Source organism: Geodermatophilus sp. SYSU D00705 (genome assembly GCF_054050135.1).
Genome location: NZ_JBJGYT010000002.1, coordinates 232766 through 248930 on the forward strand (window position 1 = coordinate 232766; position 16165 = coordinate 248930).

General features: G+C 74.4%; 18 protein-coding genes. 15 read left to right on the forward strand and 3 right to left on the reverse strand.

Going from position 1 to position 16165, the window contains the following annotated elements; genetic code table 11:
- Positions 1-119: 119 nt before the first annotated feature.
- The 5 genes from ACI78Q_RS02620 to ACI78Q_RS02640 all read left to right on the forward strand — a co-directional run bounded on the left by ACI78Q_RS02620 (position 120) and on the right by ACI78Q_RS02640 (position 4291).
- The gene (locus ACI78Q_RS02620) at positions 120-1232 is read left to right on the forward strand and encodes an NAD(P)/FAD-dependent oxidoreductase (protein WP_456921761.1); all 1113 of its coding nucleotides are present in this window, start codon (positions 120-122) and stop codon (positions 1230-1232) included.
- A gap of 27 nt (positions 1233-1259) precedes the next feature.
- Positions 1260-1742 (forward strand): SixA phosphatase family protein, encoded by a 483-nt coding sequence (locus ACI78Q_RS02625; RefSeq protein WP_456921762.1) that lies wholly within the window; start codon positions 1260-1262, stop codon positions 1740-1742.
- 173 nt (positions 1743-1915) lie between these two features.
- Entirely contained in the window at positions 1916-2995 is a 1080-nt protein-coding gene (locus ACI78Q_RS02630; protein ID WP_456921763.1) for an alpha/beta fold hydrolase, read from the forward strand.
- A gap of 104 nt (positions 2996-3099) precedes the next feature.
- On the forward strand, positions 3100-3390 hold the full coding sequence (locus ACI78Q_RS02635; protein ID WP_456921764.1) for a hypothetical protein: 291 nt from the start codon (positions 3100-3102) through the stop codon (positions 3388-3390).
- A gap of 91 nt (positions 3391-3481) precedes the next feature.
- Entirely contained in the window at positions 3482-4291 is an 810-nt protein-coding gene (locus tag ACI78Q_RS02640) for an SRPBCC family protein (RefSeq protein WP_456921765.1), read from the forward strand.
- A gap of 51 nt (positions 4292-4342) precedes the next feature.
- On the opposite strand, the gene ACI78Q_RS02645 is transcribed toward ACI78Q_RS02640, so the two are convergent.
- A complete protein-coding gene (locus ACI78Q_RS02645) occupies positions 4343-5809 on the reverse strand; it encodes a protein adenylyltransferase SelO (protein WP_456921766.1) in 1467 nt (488 codons plus the stop codon).
- A 103-nt stretch (positions 5810-5912) separates the two neighbouring features.
- On the opposite strand from ACI78Q_RS02645, the gene ACI78Q_RS02650 reads away from it, so the two are divergent.
- Positions 5913-7313, forward strand: coding sequence for a TonB-dependent receptor (locus ACI78Q_RS02650; protein ID WP_456921767.1), 1401 nt, complete (start codon positions 5913-5915; stop codon positions 7311-7313).
- Between the two features lie 22 nt (positions 7314-7335).
- On the opposite strand, the gene ACI78Q_RS02655 is transcribed toward ACI78Q_RS02650, so the two are convergent.
- Positions 7336-8271 carry an AraC family transcriptional regulator gene (locus ACI78Q_RS02655; RefSeq protein WP_456921768.1) on the reverse strand — a complete coding sequence of 312 codons (936 nt, stop codon included), beginning with the start codon at positions 8269-8271 and terminating at the stop codon, positions 7336-7338.
- 152 nt (positions 8272-8423) lie between these two features.
- Between ACI78Q_RS02655 and ACI78Q_RS02660 the strand changes: the two genes are divergently transcribed.
- The 3 genes from ACI78Q_RS02660 (at position 8424) to ACI78Q_RS02670 (ending at position 10996) form a co-directional block, all read left to right on the forward strand.
- Entirely contained in the window at positions 8424-9668 is a 1245-nt protein-coding gene (locus tag ACI78Q_RS02660; protein WP_456921769.1) for a cytochrome P450, read from the forward strand.
- Between the two features lies 1 nt (position 9669).
- Positions 9670-10728: a 2Fe-2S iron-sulfur cluster-binding protein gene (locus ACI78Q_RS02665; RefSeq protein ID WP_456921770.1), complete on the forward strand. Its 1059-nt coding sequence runs from the start codon at positions 9670-9672 to the stop codon at positions 10726-10728.
- Positions 10729-10792: 64 nt separating this feature from the next.
- Positions 10793-10996 carry a hypothetical protein gene (locus ACI78Q_RS02670; RefSeq protein ID WP_456921771.1) on the forward strand — a complete coding sequence of 68 codons (204 nt, stop codon included), beginning with the start codon at positions 10793-10795 and terminating at the stop codon, positions 10994-10996.
- A 22-nt stretch (positions 10997-11018) separates the two neighbouring features.
- Here ACI78Q_RS02670 and ACI78Q_RS02675 read toward each other — a convergent pair whose 3' ends face one another.
- Positions 11019-12398, reverse strand: a complete 1380-nt coding sequence (locus tag ACI78Q_RS02675; protein ID WP_456921772.1) for a GmrSD restriction endonuclease domain-containing protein — start codon at positions 12396-12398, stop codon at positions 11019-11021.
- Between the two features lie 174 nt (positions 12399-12572).
- Here ACI78Q_RS02675 and ACI78Q_RS02680 point away from each other — a divergent pair, with 174 nt between their 5' ends.
- The 6 genes from ACI78Q_RS02680 to ACI78Q_RS02705 all read left to right on the forward strand — a co-directional run bounded on the left by ACI78Q_RS02680 (position 12573) and on the right by ACI78Q_RS02705 (position 16164).
- Positions 12573-12974 (forward strand): hypothetical protein, encoded by a 402-nt coding sequence (locus tag ACI78Q_RS02680; protein ID WP_456921773.1) that lies wholly within the window; start codon positions 12573-12575, stop codon positions 12972-12974.
- 97 nt (positions 12975-13071) lie between these two features.
- On the forward strand, positions 13072-13404 hold the full coding sequence (locus tag ACI78Q_RS02685) for a PspC domain-containing protein (protein ID WP_456921774.1): 333 nt from the start codon (positions 13072-13074) through the stop codon (positions 13402-13404).
- A gap of 115 nt (positions 13405-13519) precedes the next feature.
- Positions 13520-13936, forward strand: a complete 417-nt coding sequence (locus ACI78Q_RS02690; protein WP_456921775.1) for a nuclear transport factor 2 family protein — start codon at positions 13520-13522, stop codon at positions 13934-13936.
- Between the two features lie 145 nt (positions 13937-14081).
- Positions 14082-14207: a hypothetical protein gene (locus ACI78Q_RS02695; RefSeq protein ID WP_456921776.1), complete on the forward strand. Its 126-nt coding sequence runs from the start codon at positions 14082-14084 to the stop codon at positions 14205-14207.
- Between the two features lie 35 nt (positions 14208-14242).
- Positions 14243-15382 carry a globin domain-containing protein gene (locus ACI78Q_RS02700; protein WP_456921777.1) on the forward strand — a complete coding sequence of 380 codons (1140 nt, stop codon included), beginning with the start codon at positions 14243-14245 and terminating at the stop codon, positions 15380-15382.
- Positions 15379-16164, forward strand: coding sequence for a DivIVA domain-containing protein (locus ACI78Q_RS02705; protein ID WP_456921778.1), 786 nt, complete (start codon positions 15379-15381; stop codon positions 16162-16164). Before ACI78Q_RS02700 ends, ACI78Q_RS02705 begins: the two co-directional genes overlap by 4 nt.
- The last annotated feature ends 1 nt before the right edge of the window (position 16165 follow it).

Genomic DNA, 16165 nt, shown 5'->3' on the forward strand with positions numbered 1-16165 from the left:
TCGATGAACGGCATCGATCGGTCGACCGTCGGGGCCTCCCGACCGGCTGCGCCGTCCGCTCCCGAGGGAGGCGGCCGCACCGGCCCGCACCACGACGGACGGGGACAGGGGAGTGGTGCGTGGAGAGCGTCGACGTGCTGGTCGTGGGAGCCGGTCTGGCCGGGTTGCACACGGCCACCCTGCTGGCCGAACGGGGCCACGACGTGCTGCTGGCCGAGCGGCGCCCCACCCTCACCGGCGCGATCCGCACCACGGGGATCTTCGTCCGGAAGACCCTCGACGACTTCCCGCTGCCGCCCGCGTGCCTCGGGCCGCCGATCCGCCGGGTGGTGCTCTACCCGCCGGGTCTGCGCCGCCCGGTCATCCTCGACAGCGCACGCGACGAGTACCGGGTGGGCGACATGGCGCCCCTCTACGGAACGGCGGCCCGGCGCGCCGCCGACGCCGGGGTCCGCATCGAGTTCGGCACCCGCTACGCCGGCCGTCGGCACGGCACGTTCCTCCTGGAACGGCCGGACGGGCCGACCCAGGTGCGGGCGCGGTTCGTCGTCGGTGCCGACGGCGCCCGCTCGCGGGTCGCCCGCGACCTCGGTCTCGACCGCAACGAGCACCTGCTGGTCGGGGCCGAGGAGGTCTTCACGGTGCCGGGCAGCGAGGAGCCGCCGGCGTTCCACTGCGTGCTCGACCCCTCGCTGGCCCCCGGCTACCTGGCCTGGGTGGTCAACGACGGCCGGCACGCGCACGTCGGTGTGGCCGGCTATGCCGACCGCTTCCCCGAGGGCATGCGCCGGGCCCTGGAGCGGTTCGCCTCGACGGCGCCGGGGCTGCCCGGCGTCGACCGGCCGCGCGAGGTGGAGCGGCGCGGGGGACCGATCCCCGTCGGGGGCCTGCTGCGCCGCATCGGCTGTGCCGACGGGCTGCTCGTGGGGGACGCGGCCGGCGCCGTCTCCCCGCTCACCGCGGGCGGCCTCGACCCGTGCCTGCGGCTGTCGCAGCACGCCGCCGCCGTGCTCGACGACGCCCTGCGCAGCGGGCGGCCGGATCCGCTGGCCTCCTACGACGGAGCCACCCTGCGGGCCCGCTTCCGCGGTCGGCTCGTGCTGCGCCGCGGGCTGGCCCAGGTGCGCACCCCCGCCGTCGCGACGGCGGCGTTCGCGGCGTTGCGGACGCCGGTCGGGCGGGCCGCCGCCCGCCGGGTCCTCTTCGGCGATCGGTCCTTCCCCGCACCCTGACGGGCCCCCCGGTGCCAGACTCACCGGGTGTCGTCGCACCGGCTCGTGTTGATCCGCCATGCCGAGGCCGCCTCCGGTCCGGTCGACCTGGAGCGACCGCTGACCGCGCAGGGCGAGCGGCGGGCCGGGGCGATCGGGACCTGGCTGGAGCGGGCCGGGCTGGTGCCGGACCGGGTGCTCGTGTCCCCGGCACGGCGCGCGGTGCAGACCTGGGCGCGGGCGGCCGGCGTCCTGACGTCGGCACCGCAGCCGGCCGTCGACGAGCGGATCCACGACAACACCGTCGAGGCGCTGCTCGCGGCCGTGCGGGAGACGCCCGAGGACGTCGGCACCCTCGTCGTCGTCGGGCACAACCCGGCGGTGGGGGAGTTGGCGAGCGTGCTCGACGACGGGCGCGGCGTCGAGGGGTTCCCGGCCGGCGGGGTCGCGGTGTTCGACCTCCCCGGGGCCTTCTCCGACGTCGCCCCGGGCCCGGCGACGCTGCGCGACCTCACCGTCCCGGAGGGCTGACCACCGGCCGGCGGGCCGCCCTCGAGCAGCCTTGACACGTGGTCTGGAGCACTCCAGCCTCCTCGGTCAAGCGCTCGACCGGGACGTCGCAGGCCGGGCGACCACGACGTCGCGGTCGGCATCTCGAGCGGGCCGGTCGCGGCGCGGACCGCCCCGAGCAGAGAGGTCTCCCGATGGCACTGGACAACCCCTTCTACACGCCCGAGGTCCAGGGGGCGTACGAGCTGCACAGCCTAGGCGAGTTCCGGCTCGACGAGGGCGGGGTCATCCCCGACCTGCAGCTCGCCGTCGCCACCCACGGCACGCTCAACGACGCCAAGGACAACGCGATCCTCATCCCGACCTGGTTCTCCGGGACCCACCAGACGTGGGAACTGGTCTACATCGGGCCGGGCCGGGCGCTGGACCCCGAGAAGTACTTCATCGTCGTGGTCAACCAGATCGGCAACGGGCTGTCGACCTCGCCGCACAACGCCGACGGGCCCAACAGCGCGATCGCCATGTCGCAGTTCCCGAAGGTGCACATCGGGGACGACGTGCGCGCCCAGGAGCAGCTGCTCCGCGAGGTGTTCGGCATCGAGCGGCTGCACGCCGTCGTCGGCGCCTCCATGGGGGCCCAGCAGGCCTGGGAGTGGGCCGTCCGGTTCCCCGAGAAGGTGCAGCGGGTGGCGCCGATCGCCGGCACCGCGCAGAACACCCCGCACGACTTCCTGTTCACGCAGACGCTGCTCGACGTGATCACCGACGACCCGGGCTGGAACGGTGGGGAGTACGAGTCGAACGTCGACGTCGCCCGCGGTCTCGCCCGGCACGCGGACCTGTGGGCGGTGATGGGCCTGTCCACCGAGTTCTGGAAGACCGAGTTCTGGCGCGGGGTCGAGCTGCCGGACGTCACCTGGGACGACGAGTTCGAGTTCAGGGACCGGTTCATCCGCGCGGTGTTCAGCGCGATGGACCCGAACTCGCTGCTCGTCCAGGGCTGGAAGTGGCAGAGGGGCGACGTCTGCCGGAGGGACGCGAGCGACCTCCCGGCGGCGCTGGGGAAGATCACGGCCAAGGTGTTCGCGATGCCCATCGACGAGGACATGTTCTTCCCGGTCCGCGACGTCAAGGCCGAGCAGGAGCTCGTGCCCGGCAGCGAGCTGCGCGTCCTGCACTCGGTCGCCGGCCACTTCGGGCTGTTCGGCTTCGAGGAGTCCTACCTCAAGGAGGTCGACGACAACCTCACCGAGCTGCTGACGACGCCGGTCTGACCGGCGGGCGGACGGCCGCGGGACCCGCGGCCGTCCCGCCTCCCGGGCGCCGCCGAGCTCCGCTCCGAGGGGCCGGCGCCGCCGGATCCGGTTAGCGTGCGGCCGTGACCACCGACGACGGCATGTGGGTCTCCATCGACTACACGGTGGCCTGGGCCCCGACGACCACCTTCAGCCGCGTCTACCACCTCGAGCAGCAGGAACCCCGTGAGGTCACCCGGTGGGTGAGCGAGGGGATCGCGAAGGTCGGGGAGTCCGAGCACCCGTGGCTGCTGGTCGACGCCTGGCGGATGATCCGCGTCGACCAGGTCGTCGCGTTCGGGGTGCGCCAGCTGCCCGGCGAGCCGACCGAGAAGCCGCCCTACGGGTTCGGCGGCCCCGAGTTCGACAGCTGACCCACCGTGGGGTGCGTCACCCGCCCGCCGAGCGGGTAGCCGCCGGTACCGCAGTGTCCAGCGCGGATCCGGCGACGAGGGAGTGCGAGCGATGACCACCAAGGTCGAGAAGTCGATCCAGGTCGACGTACCGGTGAGCACGGCTTACAACCAGTGGACCCAGTTCGAGGACTTCCCCCACTTCATGGGCGGGGTGAGGGAGGTCCGCCAGCTCGACGACCAGCGGCTGCACTGGGTCGCGGAGATCGCCGGGGTGCGGCGGGAGTGGGAGGCCGCGATCCTCGAGCAGGTGCCGGACCAGAAGGTCGCCTGGGCCGCGACGGGCGGCGCGACCAACGCCGGCGCGGTCCGCTTCGAGCCCGCCGGCCCGGGTTCGACGATCGTGTACCTGGAGTTGGAGTACGAGCCCGAGGGCCTCGTGGAGCAGTTGGGCGACAAGCTGGGCATCGTGGGACGCCAGGTCACGAGTGACCTGGAGAGGTTCAAGGCGCTGATCGAGGACCAGGGCTACGAGAGCGGTGCCTGGCGGGGCTCGGTGAACGAGCACCTCGACGTCGGTACGCCAGGTACCGATGCCGCCTTCGGCTCGCACGGAGACAGCGGCAAGGCCGGGGTCTCCGCGAAGAGCGTCATCGCCGGCGCGGCAGCCGTGGCCGGTGCGGCGGCGGGCGTCGCCGCGGCCGCGTCGACGCGCGGCGGGAGCGCGGAGCAACCCGATGAGGTCGGCCAGCCGCAGGAGGTCGCGGTCGTCCCGCAGCCCCCGCCGGACGTCGTGCGGACCGAGGTGCTGGTCGAGGAGTCCGACCCCGAGGGCTACACCACCCGGTCGTCGACGGAAGGTGTCGAGCGGGGCGTCACCGGGACCGACGACGACCCGATGATCGGGGGCGGCAGCCGCTGATCCACCCGTGGTCGGTGGAGGCGGAGCGCCGTCGCCTCCACCGACCGGCGGTCAGGTGCCGCAGAAGGTTCGGTAGGTGCCGAAGTCCTGCGGGGCCGGCGCGGCGTAGCGCGCCAGGCCGGGGCGCTCCTCGAAGGGGTCGGTCACCGCCTCGACGAGCCGGCCGAGCGGGTCGAGGTCGCCGTCGGTCGCGGCGGCGAGCGCCTCCTCGACCAGGTGGTTGCGGGGGATGTAGAGCGGGTTGACCCGGTCCATCGCGTCGGCGTCCGGACCCAGGGCGCGCCAGCGCTCCAGCCAGCCGTCGAACCCGGCGAGGTCGAGGAACAACAGGCGGGCGGGCTCGGCGTCCCCGCGGGCGGCGGCGCCGAGCGTGCGGAAGAACGACGTCCAGTCGACGTGGTCGGCCTGCAGCAGGGGCAGCAGGTCGTCGGCCAGGGCGGCCGCGACCTCGTCGTCCAGACCCTCGGGCAGGCCGAGCTTGGCCCGCATCCCCGCCGTCCAGGCGGCGTCGTACGCCGGGCGGAACGTGCCGAGTGACTCCGTCGCCAGCGCGACCGCCTGCTCGTGGTCGTCGGAGAACAGGGGGAGGAGGGCCTCGGCGAAGCGGGCCAGGTTCCACTCGGCGGCCAGCGGCTGGTTGCCGTAGGCGTAGCGCCCGCCGTGGTCGATCGAGCTGTACACCGTCGCCGGGTCGAAGGCCTCCATGAAGGCGCACGGCCCGTAGTCGATCGTCTCGCCGGAGATCGTCATGTTGTCGGTGTTCATCACGCCGTGGATGAACCCCAGGAGCATCCACTGCGCGACCAGCGACGCCTGGGCCGCGACGACCGCCTCGAACAGCGCACGGTGGGGGTGCTCGGCGTCCGCGGCGGCGGGGTGGTGGCGGCTGATCGCCGCGTCGGCGAGGCGGCGCAGCAGGTCGGCGTCCCCGGTGACGCGGGCGTACTGGAAGCTCCCCACGCGCAGGTGACTGCTGGCGACCCGGGCGAGCACCGCGCCCGGCAGCACGGTCTCGCGGCGGACCGGACGGCCGGTCGCGACGACGGCGAGGGAACGGGTCGTCGGGACTCCGAGCGCTTGCATCGCCTCGCTGACGACGTACTCCCGCAGCATCGGCCCCACCACGGCCAGGCCGTCGGCGCCGCCCCGCGCGAACGGCGTCCGTCCGGAGCCCTTGAGGTGGAGGTCGTGCAGGCGGCCCCGGGAGTCGAGGAGCTCGCCGAGCAGCAGGGCGCGCCCGTCGCCCAGCCGCGGGTTGAACCCACCGAACTGGTGGCCGGCGTAGGCCTGCGCGACCGGGGTGGCGCCCTCGGGCACGTCGTTGCCGACCAGCAGCCGCACGCCCTCGGGGGTGCGCAGCCAGGCCGGGTCGAGGCCGAGCTCGACGGCCAGGGCCTCGTTGAGGACCAGCAGCCGCGGGTCGCGCGCCTCCTCGGCCTGCCACGGGACGGCCATCTCGGAGAACTCGCGGGCGAAGCGGTCGTCGAGGGGGACCGTCGGCGTCGGGGCGATGCTCACGCCCTCGACGGTACGTGCGACGCCGGGATCCGGCGCTCCGTCGCACCCCCGGGACGGCGCTACTGTTCGCGACACTCCTGGCCGCCCGGAAGGGAGCGCGCTCATGGACGTCGGCGCGGACACCCTGCAGAAGGCCCTGCAGGTCAACCTCGACCCCCGCTGGTACGGCACGATCGCCGAGATCGGCGCCGGCCAGGAGGTCGCCCGCTGGTTCTTCCGGGCCGGCGGGGCGGCGGGCACCGTCGCCAAGACGATGTCGGCCTACGACATGGCCGTCAGCGACGCGGTGTACGGGAAGGCCGACCGCTACGTCTCCAAGGGCCGGCTGCAGGCGATGCTCGACCACGAGTTCCAGCTCGACCTGGACCGGCTCGGGGAGGCCCGCGGCGACGAGACGGCGTTCTTCGCCTTCGCCGACACCGTGGTGGCGCGCAGCTACCGCGGCGGGAACGAGTGCCACGGCTGGATGGGCGTGAAGTTCCAGTCCCACCCGCGCGACGAGCCGAGCCAGGTCGTGCTCCACGTCCGGATGCTGGACGACGAGGCCGCGCTGCAGCAGGAGGCCCTCGGCATCGTCGGGGTCAACCTGCTGCACGCGGCGTTCTTCCAGCACCACCAGCCGGAGGCCATGGTCGAGAGCCTGCTCGACCGGCTCACCACCGGCCGCATCGAGATCGACATGATCGAGTTCACCGGCATCGAGTTCCGCGCCGTCGACAACCGGCTCATGGCGCTCACGCTCGTCCAGCTCGGCCTCAGCGGCGCGGCCATGTTCGGCCCGGACCGGCGGGTGCTGCAGCCGAGTGAGGTCCTGCGGAAGAAGGCGATCCTCGTCGAGCGCGGCAGCTTCCGCCCGCCGACGGTGGTCAACATCGACATGCTCGAGGCGGCCCGCGCGGCGTTCGAGACCGACCCCGCGGTCGCCGGTCGCGACATCCTCCTGCTCACCGAGCTGACCATGGCCAACCTCCGCGCCGGCGGGGACGTCGTCGACCGGCGGGACTTCCTCGCCCGCGCCGACCTGCTCGCCGCCTGCGGGATGACGGTGCTCATCTCCGACTACGTCGCCTACCACCGGCTGGCCGCCTACCTCGCCTGGCGCACCGACGGCCGCATCGGGATGGTCATGGGGGTCCCGAGCCTCGCCGACCTCTTCCACGAGGAGAACCACGCCGCCTTGCCCGGCGGGATCCTCGAGAGCTTCGGCCGGCTGTTCAAGAACGACCTGAAGCTCTTCGTCTACCCGATGCTGCGCAACGGCGAGGTCGTCACCGTCGACACCCTCCCCGTCGACGACGACCTCCAGCCGCTCTACGACTACCTCCACCGGCGCGGCAGCTTCGTCGCGCTCACCAACTACAAACCCGACTACCTGCCGATCCTCAGCCGCGACGTCCTGCGGCGGATCCCCACCGACGACCGGACGTGGACGTCGATGGTGCCGCCCGAGGTGAGCGAGCTGATCACGCGGCGCGGCTTCTTCGGCTACCAGCGGGACCGCTGACGCCGGCCATCGCCGGCACCGTTCAGCGGCGTGCCTCGGACGGCGAGCACCCGTACTTCCGGCGGTAGGCGGCGGCGAACCGGCTCGCGCTGGAGAACCCCCAGCGGGCGGCGACGTCGCTGACGGTGGGGGCGGGAACCGCCAGCAGGTCGGCGTGGGCGCGCCGCAGCCGGACGTCGACCAGGTACTCCGTCGGCGTGCAGTCCAGCCACTGGCGGAAGCCCTCCTGCAGCCGCCGGACGCCGGTGCCGGCCAGCGCGGCCATCTCGCCGGCGGTCCAGGGACGGGCGGGGTCCTCGCGGAGGGCGTCCACGACCCGCTTGACGGTGCGCGGCTGGGCCGCACCGCGGCCGTCGGGCGGGCAGCCGGTGAGCAGGAAGCCCGCGGTGAGAGCGCCGGCGAGCTGGTCGCGCACCAGGCTGCTGTCCCCGAACAGGTCCGGTGAGCGCAGGTGGGCCGACAGGCCGGTGACCAGCTGCCGCCACGCCAGCCCCTGCCCGGAGTTGAGGTCCAGCTGGTCCGGGAGGGTCGCCCGCGTGGTCGCGCGGTCGGCGCCGAGGACGCGCTCGGCCTCGCGCTCGAGCCACGCCCGGTCGAACTTGACCCCGAGGACGGTGCAGGTCGCGTCCCAGTGGCTGATCAGCGACGGGGTGTCGGCCCGGAAGACCGTCGCCTGCCCGGGCACCGACGTCACGGGGCTGTGCCGGCCGCGGCTCTCGAGGTGCCCGGTCAGGGGCATGTTGACCTCGTAGGCGCCGGGGTAGTCGCACTCGACGGCGACGTCGGCGCCCCAGCCCACGTGCCCGATCAGCACGTGCCCGAGGTCGAGGGTGCGCAGCGTCAGCCGGGGGTGGGAGGCACCGCCCACCAGCCGCAGCTGGTGCGGGAAGTAGGCCTCGGCCACGACGCGGGAGGCCGCGCCCCAGTCGGAGGGGCCGGGACGCCGCCGTCCGGACATGCGCCGCAGGGTACCTGCGACCGGCGTCACACATCGCCGCGCGATCGGTACCGGGACCGCGCTTCCTGTGTCGCAGGTCACCAGCGGCCTCCCTACCTTTCCCGATCGACCGCGGCCCACCAGTGGCAGCCGAGGAAGACCGGAGGGACCCCATGACGACCGTCCAGCAGCCCGCCACCGCCACCCTGCAGCGCGACCTGTCCTGGCTCGACGAGGTCACGATGACCCAGCTGGAGCGCAACCCCTACCCGGTCTACGAGCGGCTCCGCGCCGAGGCGCCGCTGGCCTACGTGCCGGTGCTCGGCTCCTACGTCGCCTCCACCGCCGAGGTGTGCCGGGAGATCGCGACCAGCCCCGACTTCGAGGGCGTCATCACCCCGGCCGGCGGCCGCACCTTCGGCCACCCCGCGATCATCGGCGTCAACGGCGACGTCCACGCCGACCTGCGCTCCATGGTCGAGCCGGCCCTGCAGCCGGGGGAGGTCGACCGGTGGATCGACGACCTGGTGCGGCCGATCGCCCGCGGCTTCCTCGAGCAGTTCGAGGACGACGGCCGCGCCGAGCTGGTCGCGCAGTTCTGCGAGCCGGTCAGCGTCCGTGCCCTCGGCGACCTGCTGGGTCTCAAGGACGTGTCGTCGGACACGCTGCGCGACTGGTTCCACAAGCTGAACCGCTCGTTCACCAACGCCGCCATGGACGAGAACGGCGAGTTCGCCAACCCCGAGGGCTTCGCCGAGGGCGACGCCGCCAAGGCCGAGATCCGCGCGACCGTCGACCCGCTCATCGACCGCTGGACCGTCGAGCCCGACGACAGCGCCATCTCGCACTGGCTGCACGACGGCATGCCGCCCGGTCAGACCCGGGACCGCGAGTACATCTACCCGACGATCTACGTCTACCTGCTCGGCGCGATGCAGGAGCCCGGCCACGGCATGGCCTCGACCCTCGTCGGGCTGTTCAGCCGGCCCGAGCAGATGGAGGAGGTCGTCGACGACCCGACGCTGATCCCGCGGGCCGTCTCCGAGGGCATGCGGTGGACCTCGCCGATCTGGTCGGCCACCGCCCGCATCTCCACCAGGCCGGTCACCGTCGCGGGCGTGGACCTCCCGGCGGGGACGCCGGTGATCCTGTCCTACGGGTCGGCCAACCACGACACGGGCGTCTACGAGGCGCCGACCGCCTACGACCTGCACCGGCCCCCGCTGCCGCACCTGGCCTTCGGCGCCGGCAACCACGCCTGCGCGGGCATCTACTTCGCCAACCACGTGATGCGCATCGGCCTCGAGGAGTTGTTCGAGTCCATCCCGGTCATGGAGCGCGACACCACCGAGGGCGTCGAGTTCTGGGGCTGGGGCTTCCGCGGCCCGACGAGCCTGCACGTCACCTGGGAGGTCTGAGGTGACGACGACCGGGACGACGACGTGGTCGCTCACCGTCGGCGACCGCCGCGTCGAGTGCGCCCCAGACCAGACGGTGCTCGACGCGTTCCTCCGGGCCGGGGTGTGGATGCCCAACTCCTGCAACCAGGGCACCTGCGGCACCTGCAAGCTGCGCGTCCTCGACGGCGAGGTCGACCACCGCGACTCGCCGCCGGACACCCTGACCGCCGAGGAGCGGCAGGCCGGGATGGCGCTGGCCTGCCAGGCCACCCCGCGCGGGGACGCCGTGGTGAGCGCACCGGCCGGTGACGGCGACGTCCGCGGCACGCACGCCCTGCGCGACCTGGTGGCGACCGTCCGCGCCGTCGAGGACGTCGCCCGCGACACCCGCCGCGTGCTGCTCGGCCTGGACGAGCCGCTGGCCTTCTCCGCCGGTCAGTACGTCGAGCTGGTCGTGCCGGGCAGCGGCGTGCGGCGCCAGTACTCGCTGGCCAACACGCCGGAGGAGGACAAGGTGCTCGAGCTGCACGTGCGGCGGGTGCCGGGCGGCGTGGCCAGCGACGCCTGGCTGTTCGGGTCGGTGCAGGTCGGGGACCGGGTGGAGCTGACCGGGCCGCTCGGGGACTTCGCCCTGCCCGACGAGGCCGACGACCAGGGCGAACCCATGGCCTGCATCGCCGGCGGTACCGGCCTGGCCCCGTTGGTCGGGATCGTGCGGACGGCGCTGCAGCGGCGGCCCGAGCGCGAGATCGTGCTCTACCACGGTGTCCGCGCCGCCGAGGACCTCTACGACGTCGACCGGCTGACCGAGCTCGCGGCGGCCCACCCCGGCTTCCGGTTCGTGCCGGTGCTGTCGGACGAGCCGGACCCCGGGGCGCACCGCACCGGCTTCCCGACCGACGCGTTCGTCGAGGACCTCGCCAGCGCGAAGGGCTGGTCGGGCTGGCTGTGCGGTCCGCCGCCGATGGTGGAGGCCGGGGTCAAGGCGTTCAAGCGTCGCCGCATGGCGCCCCGCCAGATCCACCGCGAGAAGTTCACCCCCGCCGACGCGCTGGGCGCCGAGCCGCCGGAGGGGTGAGGGTGTCGACGGCCGGTGCGGTCGGGGCACCGTGGTCGCAGCCGGCACCGAGGAGCGTCGGGACGTGGACTCCGAATCCGTCCGGGCGACGCTGCAGCGCCACTTCGACCTGGCCCGCACCGACGCGGACGCCGCCCACGAGGTGTACGCCGAGGACGCCGTCCTGGAGTTCCCGCAGTCGGGCGAGCGGTTCGACGGGGTCGCCAGCTTCCGCGAGTGGCGGCGGATCCACCCGTCGCGGTCGACGTCGAGATCGACCGGGAGCTGAGGTCCGCGCCCTGGCCGCAGGATCACTCGCAGGCGACGCCGTCGCCGTCCCGGTCCAGCTTCGGGGCGTAGCCGGGGCTCCCGCGGTACAGCGGGGCAGCCCCTGCGGCCCGGGCCGCGTCGCAGTTGGCGAAGGCGCCCGACGGCGCGGGAGCCGGAGCCGGAGCCGGAGCGGGTGCGGGAGCCGGAGCGGGTGCGGGAGCCGGAGCGGGTGCGGGAGCCGGAGCGGGCGCGGGGCGAGGAGCAGGTGCCGGTGCGGGCACGACCACCGGGGCGCGCGGGGCAGCCGTCGTGGTCACGGGAGCCGGAGCGGGCGAGGGCGACGGGGTGGGTGGGGGCAGCGGCGCGACCACGCCGCCGGGCAGCGGCTCGTCGGGGCAGGAGCTCAGCACGGTGGCGATGGCGTTCTTCTCCGCCTGGGTCATCCAGAGCCCGTAGCCGACCTTGACCGCCACCTGCCGGGCCACGTAGGCGCAGCGGTAGGACCGGTGGGGCGGCAGCCAGGTGGCGGCGTCGCCGTCCCCCTTCTGCATGTTCAGCGGGCCGTCGACGGCGAGCAGGTTCAGCGGGTCGTTGGCGAACGCGGTGCGGCGGGCGGGGTCCCAGCCCTGCGCGCCCTTCTGCCAGGCGTCGGACAGGGCGACGACGTGGTCGATCTGCACGGCGGCGCTGGTCGACTCACCGCGCTGGAAGGCGATGCCGCGACCGGAGTACGGGTCGGCCAGCGAGCCGGTGAGGACCACGCAGTTGCGCGTGCCCGGCTTGAACGCCTCGCCGGTCAGATCGCGGGCCAGGACGTCGTTGCGGGTGTCGCAGCCGTTGCGGTCGGTGTCGACCCAGCCGGAGCCGAACAGGTCCCGGTCGTAGCCGGTCCGCGGTGCGCGGCCCCGCACCTCCACCGCGGCGAGGGCGGCCAGTGCCGAGGTCCGCGCCGCCCCGGTGACGGCGGCCTGCGCGGCCTCGTCGCTGAGCAGGCCGGTCACCGGGCTGGTCGCGGCGCTGCTCGGCGTGGCCTCCGTGGTCTCCGTGTCGAGCAGGGCCCGCTCCGCGGCGGCGATCCGGTCCTCGGCCGGGGTGGGCGAGGCGGTCGCGGACGGGGTGGCCGTCGGTGTCGAGGCGGCCGAAGCCGACGTCGTGGTCGGCGTGCCGGCAGCACCGGCGACGAGCGCGACCACGCCCGCGGCGGCCACCACGCCGGCCACCCTGCGGCTGGCGATGAACGCCCACCGGGCCCGGCCGGTGATGGCCGCACCCCCGCCGAGCAGCAGGGCCACCAGACCGGCCATCAGCAGACCGCCGGCGACGCCGTTGGTGGCGACCCCCGCGGCGACGAACAGCAGGGCCACGGCGGCGGCCACCACGAGGACGACCCGGCGCACAGGCCAGGACGGACGACTGGTCACGAGCTTCCCCCCGAACGGAACCGCGGAGGTCGCAAGCTACGGCCGGGAGGGGGGTCGTCCGCGGGAAGTGGCCCGGGGCACGCCCGCAGTCGACCACCGCCGTCACTCGAGGCACACCAGCCGCGCGGCGGACGACGGTGCCGCGGCCCGGCCCGATCGGGCACCCTCCCCGTCATGAGCGACGCCGCCCGCACCGCCCTGACCGTCTTCTGCTACTGCGTGGCGGCCCTCGCGCAGCTGGCGGCGATCGCGCTCCTCGTCGCGGAGGGGCGGCGGACCGGTGCCGCCCTGCGCCGCTGGGCCGCCGCCGACCCGGGGCCGGTCGCGGTGACGGGGCCCGCCGGGACCACCGCCGTGACCGGCCCGCCCCCGCCGTCCGGGGCGACCGCCGTGACGGGGCCGCGCCCGTCGCCGTCCCTGCCGGCCGTGGACGGTCGCAGCGTGGACGGGCGCGGCGCGGACCGGGTCGCCCTCGTGGACCCGCTGCTGGGCAACCGGTTCGACCGCACCGGCGCCGTCGTCCTCCTGGCCGCCGGGGTCGTCGTCGGCACGATCGGCCACCTCCTCAGCCTCTGAGCGCGGCCGGCAGGGCATCCCCGGAGTGCGCGAACCAGGGGCGGATCGGGGCGTTCCCCGATGGTGTCCGGCACCCCGTCGCGGCGAGGCTCGTGCCATGACATCAGCCGTTCCCCCCACCCCGCCGCCGGTCGACCAGCCCTGGACCCAGCCGCCCGTCCGCACCCTCCGCCGCAGTGGCACCGACCGGATGGTCGGCGGCGTCAGCGGCGGGCTCGCCGAGTACACCGGCATCGACACCGTGCTGTGGCGGGCCGCGTTCGTCCTCGTGACCCTGGCCGGCGGTGCCGGCGTCCTCGTCTACCTGCTGCTGTGGGTGCTGATGCCGGCCGGACCGTTGCCCGCCGGCCAGGTGCCCGGACCGCTCGACCAGCTCGCGATGCGCCTCCACGACGCGGTGACCAGCCGGACGTCGGCGTCGCGCAGCTGAGCCGGGCCGGCGGGCGGAGCGCGCGGTCCGCCGCGCGCCCCGCCGGTCCCGGCGGCCCGCGACGGTGGCACCCTTCCCGTGCAGACGGGCGCCGGCATCGAGGGGCGGCGGGGCCATGACCGAGGAAGCCGTGCGGGCGGTGCTGGAGCACTACCTGAGCCACAGCGCGGCCGGCGACGAGCAGGCCGCGAGCACCATCTACCGCGCGGACGCCGTGCTGGAGTTCCCGCAGTCGGGGGAGCGGTTCGAGGGCGTCGACCACTTCCTGCCGTGGCGCCGCGAGTACCCGGCGCAGGTGGAGTACGAGCTGGACCGCATCCGCGGCGCGGACGACGTGTGGATCGCCGAGCTCCGCATCCGCTACGACGGCGGGCCGTGGCAGCACGCCGTCGACGTCCTCGAGTTCGACGGCGACCTGGTCCGCTACGAGTCGATCTACGTCGCCGAGGGCTGGCCCGCACCGGACTGGCGGGCACCCTGGCGGGCGGCGCCCCCGCGGTCGGCCGAGCCGGACGGAACGGAGCCGGCCTGAGCCGGGCGGGCGGTGCACCCCGCGAATCGCGGTCGGAGCAGCGCCTGGCTACGGTTGCCAGAGCCACAGTGCCCTCACTGTTCGTGGAGCAGCGGTGTCCCGGGTCCGGGTGGGCGGTGGCGGTCGCCGGAGGCAGGAAGGCGGCGTGCACGGAACCGACCCGCACGGGGCAGCGGAGGTGCTGATGTCCATCCACGAACGTCGCCGGCGCACGCACACCGTCGGCACGACGGTCACGAGCGCCGTCGCCGGCTCCGTCGCGGCCGGCTGACCCGCCGCGCGACGGACTCCCTCCCGAGGACACGCATGGACATCCCTGCGATGCGGGCCTGCTTCGCCAAGGCCGCGGCGGCCGGCGACGAGGCCCCCCTGTACTTCTACTCGCACCTGTTCCTGACCCATCCCGAGACCCGGGCGCTGTTCCCCGTCTCGATGGCGCACCAGCGCGACCGGCTCTTCCAGGCCCTCGGCGAGGTCATGGCCCGGGTCGACGACCTCGAGGCACTCGTGCCGATCCTCCAGGAGCTCGGCCGCGACCACCGCAAGTTCGGGACCGTCGCCGCGCACTACCCGGCCGTCGGCGCCAGCCTGCTCGCGACGCTCCAGCACTTCGACCGCGAGTGGGACGACCGGCTCGCCGGGGACTGGACGGCGGCCTACGAGCTGATCGCGAAGGTCATGATCGAGGCCGCCGACGCCGCCGCCGACCAGCCCGCGTGGTGGGACGCCGAGGTCGTCGAGCACGAGCGGCGCACCCTCGACGTCGCCGTCCTGCGGGTGCGGGCGCTCACCGAGTACCCCTACCGCGCCGGCCAGTCGATCTCGCTGGAGTCCGACGCCCGGCCCAAGCTGTGGCGCTACTACTCGCCGGCCAACGCCCCGCGCCCGGACGGGCTCATGGAGCTGCACGTCAAGGCGCGCGACGGCGGCCCCGTCAGCACTGCCCTCGTGCGCCGCGTCGGGGTGGGCGACACGCTGCACCTGGGCCCGCCGATGGGGCACATCGCCTTCGACGAGGAGTCCGACCGAGACCTGCTGCTGGTCGCCGGTGGCACGGGCCTGGCCCCGCTGAAGGCCGTCGTCGACCAGGTCGCCCGCCACGGCCCGCCGCGCCGCGTCGACCTCTACGTCGGGGCGCGGGCCGAGATGTACGTCTACGACCGGGCCGACCTCGAGCGCCTGGACCAGGAGCACCCCTGGCTGACGGTGACCTTCGCCGTCTCAGAGGACAAGGAGTCCACGCTCGAGCAGGGCGACGTCGGCGAGGTCGTCCTGCGGCACGGGCCGTGGACCAGCCGGGACGTGTACGTCGCGGGCCCGGCCGCCATGGTCGAGGACACGACCTCCCGGCTCCTGCAGCACGGGGTGCGGCGGGAACGCATCCGCAGCGAGGTGTTCGCCCCGAGCCGCCTGGGGCCCAGTCTTGACGGAGAGGTGACCGAATGACCACCGGCGAGTACGGGCCCGGGGACGCCGAGCGGCGGCTGACCCCGGCCGACGTCCAGAACGTGCGCTTCTCGCGGGCGCCCATGCTGCACCCTGGCTACAGCGATGCGGAGGTCGACCGGTTCCTCGTCCGGACGGCGGGGGAGCTGGCCCGCCTGCACGCGGAGAACGCCGACCTGCACGACCACGTGGAGCACCTTCAGCAGCAGGTGCGTGAGCAGCAGGAGCAGCTCGCCCGCGCGGCCGCCGTGGAGCCGCCGAGCGAGCAGGCTGTCCGCATCATCGCCACCGCGCAGCAGACGGCGGACAGCTACGTGGCCGAGGCCGAGGACTTCAGCCGGCAGATGACCACCGACGCCCGCGCCCAGTACGAGGAGCAGGTGCGCCGGGCGCGGGAGAACGCCGGCGCGATCATCCAGGCCGCGCAGGAGGCCGCGGCGCGGATGGTCGCCGGCGGGCAGCCCGCGGCCGCGGTCGAGGGGGACGGCGAGCGCGCCACCACCCAGGAGCTCGAGGAGCAGGTGGCCTACCTCAAGGCGTTCGCGCAGGCCTGCCGCGTGCAGCTGCGCTCCTACCTGGAGGCGCTGCTCACCGACGTCGAGACCGAGTGGGGACGCGCCGACCCGGCGTCCCTCCAGCAGCTCCCGCTGCGGACGCCGGCCCAGCGACCGGCCGTTCCCGCGGGGCCGAACGTCGCCCGGGAGGTGCCGCCGGACGACAGCACCAGCGAGAACCCGGCCGTCGGCGGGAACTCCGAGGTCACCACGCGCCGCCGGAGCTGAG